The sequence below is a fragment of the Brevibacillus sp. FIR094 genome (genome assembly GCF_050477165.1).
In the GTDB taxonomy this organism is placed as follows: domain Bacteria; phylum Bacillota; class Bacilli; order Brevibacillales; family Brevibacillaceae; genus Brevibacillus.
The window spans coordinates 131,357-143,708 of record NZ_JBEAES010000015.1; the positions used below are offsets into that span (position 1 = coordinate 131,357).

Here is a 12,352-nt window from a genome sequence, read left to right on the forward strand (position 1 = left end):
GGTATCTCCCTCCTGTGCCCTGTTTCTCTATGTTTTCCAGCTTGTCCTCGTCATGGTTCCCCATGTGTTATTGTTGCGCATAAACTCGATATGACCCAAAAATCTCCAAATGACCCCCAACTGCTGATATCCAAGAAACATGAAGAAGAGGAATGCCAACATCTTGAAATTGTCGCGAACTCTTGTGTAACGCTTGAAGGCAAGTTCCTCCATAAACAGAGAACCGATCCCGAGCAGCACGCCAAACAAGAGATTCAGCAGCGCATAGATAGCCAGTATTCTCCATTGAGTCATGTCTATCAATGTATATCCCAGAAGAGCTAAAAAGCCGGTAAACCTGAAATAAGGATTCAGCGTTTCGAAAATGATGTTATAGGGAAATGTAATCAGCCCCATTACTTTGTACTTGGGACGGCCTACTATATAAATGCCGTACTCCAACATGTTTTTGAGGTTCCCGCGTCCCCATCTCCTTCGCTGACTACCAAGTATTTTCAGCGTATCAGGAGCCTGAGTCCAGCAAACGGCATCGGGGCAAAAAGCCACTCGATACGGAAGTTTATTCTCAAGCATATATTTATGAAGCTTGATGATGATGTTCATGTCCTCGCCGGGATATCCCCCTCGATAACCGCCGGCTTTGACAACAAAATCTTTACGAAATACCCCAAAGGCACCCGACACAATAATCAGTCCGTTGATTGAACTCCACCCAATCCTCCCCCCTAGGAATGCCTTTAAGTATTCGACACACTGGAACATAGGCAAAATTTTGGTAGGAAGATTGACTTTCTTTATCATTCCGTCCTCGATTTCACAACCATTTGCGATTCGGACGATGCCGCCGATCGCGACCGTTTCTTCAGGGTTTTCCATGTACACCTTGGCGATGCGGATCAACGCGTCCTTTTCCAATAATGAATCAGCATCGATGGAAGCAATCAATGGATAATGGGAAAGATTAATCCCGGCGTTTAGCGAGTCGGCTTTTCCTCCGTTTTCCTTATCAATGAGATATAAATTGGGATATTGCGAATTGTAATAAACGCCTCGTACGCTGGAGGTTTCCAATACTTTGAAACCCCCCGCATACTCTGTACGGGTTAACTGGAACTCATCTAGCAAAACTTGCAACGTTTCATCTTTCGAACCGTCATTAATAACAACGACTTCATACTTGGGATAATCTAGCGCGAGAAGCGAACGAACATTTTCAATGATGGTCAATTCCTCATTGTAAGCAGGAACAAGTATGGATATTTGTGGTACGTACTCTGATCCAGAGAGCGACTGAAAGCGAGAATACATGGAGCTTTTGATGATGGAAAAAATATTTTTGATGGACAGGCTTAGAATTGTTAAATAGAGCGTCTCAATCACGATTACGTAATAAACAGCAAAGATCCCGTATGCTTGCAAAAAGTCCCTCATGTCAATCTCCTTTCAGTTATAGTTACACGGCATAAACATAACGATTTTTCTTGTCCACCTGCTCATCCTCATTGATTTGCTTTCTGCACCTGGCATACATCTCAATAATTTCAGTATTCTGACAGACTTCCGTATCGTTCGTCTTCATCAAGGACTCGAACAATGCCGTTGCCAAAACAGCATCATATTCGAACAGCAACCTCACTGACTGGATGCGGACCTCGTGGTCTTCCGAATCGATCTGCCGATATACCAAATCGGCAATCTCCGCGGTTAAAGGAGCAGACCATCCAATTAAAGCGATTTTATTCAAATCCTTGTCCGTACTTCGCAAACATTCAAGCAATAATGGTGTACAATCCAGTTCTGTCTCTTTCATGATGTCAACGGCAAGGTAATGAATACTTTTTCGATGCTTTACAAGGAGCATCAGCATGCTCCTTATATCGTCCAGATTTCTGGCACACTTGGCGATAGATCTCGCGATGATAAAATGAGTGGGATCGAGTTTTTTTGTCTGAAGCAATTGCAGAAGTCTTGGTACGGCTTCCTTGGATCGCATTGCTCCTACATGGTAGGCCGCATCGATCCTTATCCAATGGAAGCGACTATACAGCCTTTGGAGATTTTGCTTGACGAGCCCTGTATCCTCACAGAGTGTGATCATTTTCTTTCGGTGGCTTCCTGTAAGTGATTCGATCCATTCAATGAGTTTTTGTTGCAGAACGCTCATTTCCAAGCGATTTAATTGCCAGTAAGGCGGTTTCAACCTCTCAGGCGAGTCCATATGAGACTGGATATACGTGAAGTAGTCTTGAAACTGTCCCAGGTAAACGCGCGTTCTCCTTTCCATCAACAAATTCCTTGATTTAATCACCAAGATACCCACAAAAAATAGTATAATTATTACAATTAACAGGCAGATTACCGTGACTGCTTCTGATAAATTGGCATGCAGAATGGATCTCTCCTCTCCAGTTTTTTGTAAGCTTTTCTGTACATTCCTATCCATTTCAAGTCGACAGCGTTAAGCGCCATTCAAGCTCGAAGTTTTCTTTATAGAGAACATTTCGTTCGTTTTGTTCTTTATAAAGAACGATTTGAAATTAGTATCCTGTACGAGCTATGGAATGTAAAATATCAATTTTCTCTAAAAATAGACCAAAAACAGCGAAAATCGACTATTTTGTAGAATATCGTCTGAATATCTCGTTTTTACTCAACCTTAATAGCGAACACTGCGTTTTCTATAAAGAACGATCACAATTATAGATACTTAGCCACAATGGCGCTTCCTTTTAACTAGTAGAAAGGTAATTTTTTAGCAATGTAAGTAGAATCAAATCGAATAAATGAGCCAAACGACACAGGACTAGGCCCACAAAAAGTTGTGTTTCAGCTATATTGACGTTATAATAAACGAAGAGATTTAAAGGGGTGGCTATTACATGATCGGCTCGCGTATACAGCAGCTTAGAATAGACAAAGGCCTTTCTCTTTCTGATTTAGCTGAACGCGCTGGTGTCGCCAAGTCTTATCTGAGCTCAATCGAGCGCGGCATTCAGCGAAATCCTTCTATTCAATTTCTTGAGAAAATCGCACTAGTATTAAATGTGACAGTAGACACATTGCTTCAGGAAAAAGATGTTCCTTCAAGCGAGAATGTTGATGAAGAATGGTACAAGCTGATCGAAGAGGCTATGAAATCCGGGGTAAGTAAAGAACAGTTTCGGGAGTTTTTGGAGTACAATAAATGGCGGTTAAATCGACATAAATAACATTGTTGCCAGCACTTATATAGTGGTGGCTTTTATTTTTTGCATGAATTTAAAACAAAAGTCACAAATACTAGATTTACATATGAAACTGAATTAAGTATCATTTCTGATATAAGCTTTTTACCTATCTTTTTCCAACCATTTTTTGGGTATTTTATTTATTTTTACAAAAGGAGGGTAAAAGGGGAACTAACATGAAAACCACTCCGTCTCCTAAAGATCTCCTAGACAAGGAATGGATCGATTTAATCCTTACAGCACGAAAAATGGGATTAAGCATTGAGGAAATTCGTTTTTTTCTTGTGAACTCTCCTCTCTCTTTTGATGAGGAGAAAAGTGATTACTTCGAAGCATAATGTAAACAGCCATTATCCATTACGCTCCACTTTTATAAATAATAGGACTTCCATCAGGGTTCATTCCCCGATCGAGAAACCATAGAAAAACACAGGCTTATTAGGCCTGTGCTTTTTCTATTTGTATACTTTTTTTCGCGATATAGTCTGTCTCGTAATATTGAAGATCATTACGCATCGGTTCAAATACTCTCGATAAGGACAAGGTCAACTGCTGCAACTCAGGGGCCACCTGCTTGCGGAAAATGATACAGTCCTGACCCGTATAGGCCAGTCGCCCATCTTCTTCGTAAACCTCACCTTTGGGATAGTAGAAGTTATTTATACAGGTATGGTAGACCTGATACAATACTTCCTCGGCAAACTCCTCATGAAATCGTGCGCGTCGGAGCGATACTCCCAGCCTTTCGTATGCATTTTCGCAGTAAACTAAAAGGTGGCGCAAGTCGGAAAGATAGTTACGGTAATACGTTTCAAATTCTTCAGGATCACCTGATGCGGATACAAGACCAGCTAGGGTAACCTGATTCAAAAAACGTTCCACTTCCATGCTGACCTTTTTCAACTTGGTGTACGTCTCCTCGCACAATTGCTTTAGATGAGTCGCTGACATAAAGTCCCCCTAATGTTGAAGAATCTGCCATTTTTATAATAAGTATAAAGGAAAGATTATTTATTACACAAGGGTTATTTTTATACACCCAGACTGCTTCACATGATGATAGATAGCATCGTATAAGCGCAAATAAGGCTACGCCAAAGCTTTAGCGTAGCCCAGTTATTGTATTCAATTACCATTTAAACCGCCGTTTGCTCACTAACTTTTCCCTTAATTTTCCTTATCTGCAACAAATAAATGAGATAGGCTGCGAACAACCCGATGAGTGTCATGAAGCCGAGAACGATAAAGTCGTTCATAACGGCTGATAGGCCATGGCCCTTCGTCAAGATTTCTCTGACCCCATTCAAGAAATACGTCAGTGGCAAAGATTTTGCAATCGCCACAATTCCGGTTGGCATCGACATGAGTGGCCAAGTATAGCCAGATAACATGAACGAAGGTACTGCAATCATCATCCCGATCTGAGTAGCTTGGAGCTGACTGCTGGACACAAAGGAGATGGCATAACCAATAGCCAACACCGCCAAGTTAAACATGGTAGATAGTAGCATCAGGTCGAACGTGCTTCCGTAATAAGGGATATCAAAACCTTTTAACATCAGTGTAAACGCTAGGAACATGTTGAGCGTTCCTGCCAGAAAGTACGGCAACAATTTGCTCGCCGTGATCGCGAAGAAGCTATGGCGAGAGAGTGTATCCTTCCAAGTACCCTCTTCTTTTTGTTGGGCAACCGACAATACGATTCCGAGGAACAGCACTTGCTGGAGCACTGTACCTGCAAGCCCGAATACCATGAAGGACAAATAACTGAAGGTCGGGTTATACAGCACTCTGTATCGATAGTCGATACCCGTAAACATGTTTTTCCCTTTTTCTCCCCATCCGCCAAGTGCTTCCATCTTCTTCAGCGTGGTTCCTGCTGAAACTGACTTAATTGCTGTATTCGCTGCTCGAACTGCCGTATTCGAGATCATGATATTACTGCCGTCGATAACAGTCAGTACTTCTGCCTCTCTCCCAGCCTTCACTTCCTTTTCTAATCCAGCTGGAATGATCAGGGCGATATTTGCTTCGCCCTTGTCAACCAATTTCATTGCTTCTTCTTCTGTTCCTACAATAGACGTGATCCGAAATGTATGATCGACCTCAAAGGCGCGATAGAGCTCACGACTCAATTCGGTTTGATCGGCATCCACCATCACCGTAGGGATCTCCATTACTTTTTTCTCACTGTACAGAAATCCGAACATCGTCAAATAAATCAGGGGAACAAGGAAGAGAATATTACGAATGGTTTTGTTTGCAAAAAGATTTTTCCATTCGCTCCAGAACAGGTGAGAGAAACTATTCACCATTACCAGCTCCTTCAAGTTGCCACTCAACCGTCAGGCCTGGACGCAATTCCGGATCGGACACCAAGAGCTTCACCTGGAAGGAACGAATGTCACGATCACCGAGTTCTTGTGTCGCTTTTTTTACGGCAAAGTCAGCAGCAGGAGCTACAGTAACCACTTTGGCATCTACTTCTCTGTTCAGGCTGGGACAAACAATTTCACTTGATCGCCTGTTTTCACATTCGCGAGCATGTATTCATTCACATAAAATTTGACATAGTTGTCTGATTTGGTTTGGATCGTCAAAACGGTGAAGCCTTGCGAAACCAGCTCTCCCTTTTGAACGGCAACTGATTTTACAATACCGTCTACTGGAGCTGACAGCTTGGTGTTGTTCACATAGGCTTCCATTTCTGCCAACGCGCCTTTTGCTTGCATCACGTTCGCTTCTGCTGATTTAACATCCAGCTCCTTCAAGCCTACTTGGCCTCTCCCTGCTACAGCTTGGTTGTATGCAGCTTTTGCTTGATCCAGTTGTGCTTGTGCGGCATCCACTTGCTCTTTGCGCGATCCGGTTTGAGCCATTTTCAACTGTTCTTCTGCTGCTTTAAACTCTGCTTGCGCCTTATCTGCTTGCATCTGCGCCTCTTCCACTTTCACTTGTGGAACGGCACCTTCCGCCATTAATTTTTTCATTCGTTCCAAATTTGTCGCGGCAATTTGATTCGAAGTTTGTGCTGCTTGTAATTTCGCTTTAAGCTGCGTAATTTCTTCTGAACGCGCTCCATTTTTGTTCGCATCAAGCTGCGCTTGCGCCGAGTTGACTACTGCTTTTGCTTGGTCGACTTGAGCATTGCTGGAGTTATCCGTCACGGATACTCCTTTTTTCGCCTGATCAAGTTTGACGAGAGAGAGCTTGTAAGCAGCTTCCGCCTGTTCTTTCTTCGCGAGGATTTCCGCGCTGTTTAGCGTGGCAACGACTTGCCCTGCCTTTACTTCGTCTCCTTCTTTTAACGATAGTTGTTCAATGGAACCGCCCATTTTAAATGAGAGGTCTACCTCTGTTCCCTCGATTACACCTGCTAATTTCGTTGCTTTCTGACCAGCCATACTACTCACATTTGAACCAAACAAAACGGTTCCAAGTACTGCAATGCTGACTACAAAGCTACCTACACCGATCCATGCACGTTTGTTCATCTGTCTTCTCCTCTTGTTTTACGTTTCTCTATACGTTATTTGGTTTAAAACATTCCTGAAAGCATATAACGAAGCGTCTGTTTATCTGCGACACTGTTCACTGGCTCTTTGCGAAATTGCTTACGAAGCACGGTAAAACCAACCATACCAAACAACGCGGAAGCGAGTGTACGAATATCGATATCTGCCCGGATATATCCTTGCTGTTGCAATTCCAGCATGTGTGACTCCATTGTGCTGAAATAGCCACCTAACAGATTGCCAACCATCCTGTCGCGCTGTCCATCTCCTGAGAAGGCACTCAGCAATAGGAAACACAAATCTTGATTCTCGGAAAAGAAGCGAAGATGCTCATCCAGCACATTCAGAATGCGATCCTCCAAGGAAAGCTCTTCATTTTGCATCACATTATCTACATGGTAAATCAGCATCTTCACGCCTTTTTCTATCACGTACAGAAACAGCTCTTCCTTTGTGGAAAAGTGATAATAGAGTGTTCCTTTTGCCACCTGCGCCATTTCGGCGATTGCATCCATGGTCGTTTCGCTATATCCCAATTGGGCAAATGCGGTTAATGCTCCATTTGCTATTTGATCTTTTTTGGATGGTGCCATCACTCCTGTCCCCTTTCGATTTTTTGAACTGACTGGTCAGTACAAAGATTATATTACGAATACTTCCTAGTTTTGTCAAGCAGCCTTTACTTCTATGTACAAAAAAAAGATCGCTTTGTGGGCGATCTTTTACTTCTCAATAATTTGCAGGTATGTCTCCATGGTTGCAGGCATTGGCGCGACACCGAGGTTTTCTCTCAGTTTTGCTACACATTTTTCGTACCAACGAATGGCTTGTGTCCGATTATTTTGCTGATAGTACGCAGTCATAAGTAAGCGGTACGACTCCTCCCAGCAATCGTCCACCCGCAGAATCGCTTCACACCAGCGGATCGTTTTTTCCAATTGCCCATCCTCTAGCATGATTTTGGCTACCCTCTCTGCTCCACGTAAAAACAGCGCCTGCACTCTCTCACGCTCTTCTACGCACCAATCCTCATAACGGCATTCCGGCATGTAATCGCCCAAGTAATACGCAAGCCCTTTTTCCAAAAGGATGGCACCCTGACGTCGGTCTGATTCTGCCAAGCCCAGGGTAACGAGCTTCTCGAACTCTTCAACGTCCATATGGTAGCCGGATGCCAGATTGAAACCGTAAGAGCTGCCATGGCGTTGAATGAAGAATGTATCTGTTCTGGCAGTACGATCTGGCTCGAGTGCTTTGTTTAACGCATTCAGCGACACTTTAAAGTCGCGGATTGCCGCTTCCTCGATACTGTCTGGCCAAAGTCGGTTCATGATTTCTTCCCGGGCTAACAAATGATGTCTCTTCGTCAATAAAAGCTGAAACAACAGCTTGGCTGTCCCGCGCTGCCATGCCTTTTCGCTCAGTTCCCGCTCTCCCAGCCATACACGGAATGCACCCAGCGTCTGAATACGAAGGGTATAGCCGGGGTGGAAGGTCACGTTTTGCAAGCCCAAATCAATTAACAGCTGAGAGACGTAATCTGGCGATACCTTTCGGCGCTCTGCCTCAATCAGAATCGGCATAAGCTGCTGTACATCATGCGGGGTAAGCAGAGTAGGTCGCTGCAAAAGGAATTGATATTCACCGGACTTCATCAAGGACAGAGCTTGCGTCACCGCAGGTACAAACAAATCCCATTGTTTTTTGCGATAAGCCAAGAAGCTAAGCCACAATTGGCAAATGACGACACTGTAGCTATCCCCGCATTGACTTAGTCGGTCGGCACAATCGATAAAGGTTGCCCACGCTTCCTCTTCTTTACCGTATTTGGCGTAGGCAATCCCAATTGCCATCCTTACCAGACTGCCTAACCAGTCGTCACGCATTGCCTCTGTCTCTTGTATCCCCCTGTTGCCATACAAAAGGGCTTGGTCGAGTGCCTTTTCTCTTGCGTGAAGCAAGGTTAGTCCCAAAAGCGTTTCTGACTTTCCGCGTGTCGACTGGAGCTCCTCCATGATCTGCAAGCCTTTTTCATATAGCTGGCGAATCTCGTCTGTAGGCAATGTTTGACTGATGAGGGCTGCATGGGCTTTTCGAACATAGCCATTCGCCTCTACAAAAGGTGAATGCGCTGCACGTCCGAGTTGTATGGCAGTTTCTGCGGATTCCCACCCCCGCTCCCATTCGCCATTCAATGCATACACAAAAGATAACAGCAACGAGGTTTCCCGATACGATCTGGTCAGCGGAGGATGCTTCCTCTGTTCCACCTGCCACTTACTCTCCAAGAGCTGAATGGAGGACTGCAAACGTCCAGTACGGAACAACAGGCGCGATTCCAGCTCAACCTCCGTCTGCTGCTCTAATTCCTGACTCCGTTCATACCAAGCTGCCGCCTGCTTGGCATCTCCGCGATTCGTATAAATTTCTGCCAGCAAACGGTATAGCCTCGGTGCCATCTCATTCTCTTGCTCAAATGGAGGCAAATGTTGAATTGCTCTCTTAAGCAGTTCTTCTGCCCGGACGCCTTGTACGCTGTCCAGATGAACACGTGCTTGCCCTTCCAGCCCTCGGCACAGACCGATTTGATCTTGCTTTTGTTCACATTGTTTCAAAAATTGCTCATAAGAAGAAAAGGCCTTCGCATATAGACAGCGATAGCGTTCCACTTCACCCTGATAAAACAGCAGCCAATGCTGTTCGCACTTGATGTTCTCTGGTAACAACGTTATCCACTCGTATAAAAAGTCCAACTTCCCTGCTTGCAGCAACCTTTCCGATGCCTGAGACAACCATTCCCCCAGCACCTCCCACTGCTCGACGAGACGCAACCGCCCAAAAGCTTTTGCCTCGTCCCCTTTACGTCTGTACCATCCTGCGGCCTTTTGATTCACATTCATGTACATCGCTTGATGCGCAGCCAGCTTGCTAGACAGGAGACGCTGGAAAAGCGGATGAAAGGAATAATGAGATCCTGCTTGGACATGCAGAAAAAGATTACAACGCTGTGCTTCATACAGGTACTCGATGCATCCTTCCCCGAGTATTTGCTTGCAATCCTCCAGGTCGAATTGTTCGAGAACCGCTGCCTCCATCAAGAAGCGCTGCATATCTGCATCCAGCTGTGTCCAGACTTCCACTTCCAGCAGATGCAGCAATCGCGATAACTCACGCAGGCTGTCAGAAACCGTCTGCCCCCTCGTTACCATTTCACCAAAAGTGCGAAGCGCCATCACCCAGCCTTGCGCCACCTCTTCGACTCGGATCCAATCCTCGCCGGACAATGTGATGTCGTATTGATCTGAATAAAAGGCTTCACTCTCCTCCAACGTAAAAGAAAGGTCATTTGTTGTAAGTTCCAGACACTCGCCTCTTGCGGACAGCAAGTCGAGATTAGACCATTTCAGTCGAGAGCGCGTTAAGATGACCAGCTTGACCTTTTGTGGGAGAGCCTCGGCTAACCCTTGAATAAATAGATCGACATCACTACCATCATCAATTCGATGGTATTGATCCAAAACAAGTATGTGGTCCTCCTGAAGCTGTACACATTCCCCTACGAACCAGTCGACCAATACCTTACTGTCTATGGAGAGCATTGGACTTTGCTCTGTGATACGTATGAGTTTCTCTCGCAATACCTGGCCAAAATCAGAATGAACCTGACGAACACTTTCTACGAGACAGATGACAAACCCAAGAAGGGCATCGTCTCCATCCTGAATGGTATACCAGGACGCAGCAAGTGCTTCATCATGTAGAAATGTGGCCAGAGAAGTCGTTTTGCCATAGCCTGTCCCTGCATGAATAAGACAAAGCTGCGTATATTTCAACAGACGTAATTTTTTTGCCAATGCAGGTCGCCGTAAGACATAGGGCTTCTGTCCTGGAGGAGTTATTTTGGATATTGGGATGTGGATTGGAATCATAAAATGTGCACTCCTTGCCGTTCTCCTGCTCTTCTTTGACTATTTCCCCATTTCTAACTATTCTCCTGCCATTTGACCCTTAATCGACAAAAAGCCCACCCGGGAGTCCAGGTGGTGCTCATTCAATCCACTAAATTATATCCAATGACAGTATATCCAATATCATTTAACAAAACTTGGAATTCCTCGTCACTAATATGCTCTCCGTTCGTAATTCGTGAATGCAAATTTGCGATTCGGTCATAAACAGCGCGATTAGTAGTCACGTACAAAATGTTGAAGCGTGTTTCTGCCTGCAAGCGTGATCTCATTCGATCCACGACACGTTTATGCAGCGAATCTGGATGTCCATTATCGACTCGCACAATTTTTCCAGGTGTATAGGGGATCGACGTCCGCGGATTGACTTCGTCAGGTTTCGGTGTATCGACTGGCAGCACACCAACAATCAAGTTATCCTTGTACGCTAACACCTTGATATCGGCTACACCCGGCAGCTTTTCCGCATGCCCTTCCAAGTGCGCCACGAGCTGCGGCTCTCGCTGATGAACCATCTTTTGGCTAATCATGGCTGCCGGGCCTTTGTCCCTAGCAACGTTATCGTTCTGGAAGTTAATTCCGAGAGATTCGAATTTGGCCTGATTTCCGTTCTGATCTTCGGTGCCCTGTTCTTTGTTAGGCGAACACCCTGTCAGCAAGCCGGCAAACAAGAGCACAGCGATGATACTCCCACTCATCAGTCTCACAACAAAAACACCTCCTTGCACTTAGTGTGATGTGCAGGAGGTGTTCTTACTCAGGAATCAGATGGCTTAATCAATGGAAATAAATTCGCCTTCAAATGTATCTTGTTTACCGTCTTTTTCAGCTTTTAAAGTAAAGCTGCGAATGCCATCGTCTCCATTAACTTGTAATTTAAATGTACCATCCGCATTAACTTCTACTTCATGTGTATCATCTTCAATTACAACAGTTAGTTCGGCTTGCGGATCAACCTTACCAGTAACTCGATACAGTCCGATCACAGCTACTGTAGTAGATTTCGCTTCAATACTTTCCTTGTCGATCAGAGCTACCTGCTCAGGCTTTTTCTCATCCGTTCCTGGTTTCACCGAATCTTTTGGCTTTTCCTGTTGGCCGACTTGATTAGGGTTCACATTATCTGCAATAAATACCGTTTGTGTTTTCGGATCCCATTCCACTTTGTAGCTCAGAGCTTCCGCGATGAAACGAACAGGTACCACAGTACGCTTGTTCACAATCTGTGCAGGCACGTCGAGGTTGATCGTTTGTCCATTTTTGTTCGCAATTTTTTGTGTAACGACCAATCTAATATTATCTTTCCCTTTGTTGATGGTAACGGTACGGGTTTGTTCATTCCATTTCACTTCAAATCCAAGACTCTCTGCAATCGGACGAATCGGAACCAGTGTACGCCCCTGGCTGATAATAGGTGCTTGGTCAGGAAATGCAATTTGTTTTTTATTGTACTCCACTTTAACAGCATTCTGTACGGCTTTAGGCGCTACAGGTGCAGGTGCTGCCGCTGCAGAAAATGCTGCCATCGGTACCAAGGCGATCGCTAGCAGTAATGAGGTTACTTTTTTAAGCAAAACATTCACTCCATTTCCAAAAAGGTTCACACGATTCTTAATCTACTATAGGATAGAGGTTGTTTCAA

General features: G+C 44.6%; 10 protein-coding genes and 1 pseudogene. 2 read left to right on the forward strand and 9 right to left on the reverse strand.

Going from position 1 to position 12,352, the window contains the following annotated elements:
- Positions 1-27: 27 nt before the first annotated feature.
- Positions 28-1,431, reverse strand: a complete 1,404-nt coding sequence (locus tag ACQ5DJ_RS15680; RefSeq protein ID WP_429843286.1) for a glycosyltransferase family 2 protein — start codon at positions 1,429-1,431, stop codon at positions 28-30.
- Between the two features lie 22 nt (positions 1,432-1,453).
- Positions 1,454-2,284 (reverse strand): hypothetical protein, encoded by an 831-nt coding sequence (locus ACQ5DJ_RS15685; RefSeq protein ID WP_429843287.1) that lies wholly within the window; start codon positions 2,282-2,284, stop codon positions 1,454-1,456.
- A 595-nt stretch (positions 2,285-2,879) separates the two neighbouring features.
- On the opposite strand from ACQ5DJ_RS15685, the gene ACQ5DJ_RS15690 reads away from it, so the two are divergent.
- Positions 2,880-3,209, forward strand: a complete 330-nt coding sequence (locus ACQ5DJ_RS15690; RefSeq protein WP_251251687.1) for a helix-turn-helix domain-containing protein — start codon at positions 2,880-2,882, stop codon at positions 3,207-3,209.
- Positions 3,210-3,403: 194 nt separating this feature from the next.
- Positions 3,404-3,565, forward strand: a complete 162-nt coding sequence (locus tag ACQ5DJ_RS15695) for an anti-repressor SinI family protein (RefSeq protein WP_088906930.1) — start codon at positions 3,404-3,406, stop codon at positions 3,563-3,565.
- Between the two features lie 100 nt (positions 3,566-3,665).
- Here the strand turns inward: ACQ5DJ_RS15695 and ACQ5DJ_RS15700 are convergent, their stop codons facing one another.
- The 7 genes and pseudogenes from ACQ5DJ_RS15700 to ACQ5DJ_RS15730 form a co-directional block, all read right to left on the reverse strand.
- Positions 3,666-4,178, reverse strand: coding sequence for a DUF3907 family protein (locus ACQ5DJ_RS15700; protein WP_429843288.1), 513 nt, complete (start codon positions 4,176-4,178; stop codon positions 3,666-3,668).
- 185 nt (positions 4,179-4,363) lie between these two features.
- The gene (locus ACQ5DJ_RS15705; protein ID WP_429843289.1) at positions 4,364-5,542 is read right to left on the reverse strand and encodes an ABC transporter permease; all 1,179 of its coding nucleotides are present in this window, start codon (positions 5,540-5,542) and stop codon (positions 4,364-4,366) included.
- Positions 5,532-6,721 (reverse strand): annotated as a pseudogene (locus ACQ5DJ_RS15710) (HlyD family secretion protein). Before ACQ5DJ_RS15710 ends, ACQ5DJ_RS15705 begins: the two are co-directional and overlap by 11 nt.
- Before the next feature lie 44 nt (positions 6,722-6,765).
- Complete coding sequence (locus tag ACQ5DJ_RS15715) at positions 6,766-7,335, reverse strand: TetR/AcrR family transcriptional regulator (protein ID WP_429843290.1); 570 nt, start codon at positions 7,333-7,335, stop codon at positions 6,766-6,768.
- 129 nt (positions 7,336-7,464) lie between these two features.
- Positions 7,465-10,671, reverse strand: a complete 3,207-nt coding sequence (locus ACQ5DJ_RS15720) for a BTAD domain-containing putative transcriptional regulator (RefSeq protein WP_429843291.1) — start codon at positions 10,669-10,671, stop codon at positions 7,465-7,467.
- Between the two features lie 122 nt (positions 10,672-10,793).
- Positions 10,794-11,408: a sporulation protein gene (locus ACQ5DJ_RS15725; RefSeq protein ID WP_429843307.1), complete on the reverse strand. Its 615-nt coding sequence runs from the start codon at positions 11,406-11,408 to the stop codon at positions 10,794-10,796.
- A 75-nt stretch (positions 11,409-11,483) separates the two neighbouring features.
- The gene (locus ACQ5DJ_RS15730; protein WP_429843292.1) at positions 11,484-12,314 is read right to left on the reverse strand and encodes a copper amine oxidase N-terminal domain-containing protein; all 831 of its coding nucleotides are present in this window, start codon (positions 12,312-12,314) and stop codon (positions 11,484-11,486) included.
- Positions 12,315-12,352 lie beyond the last annotated feature (38 nt).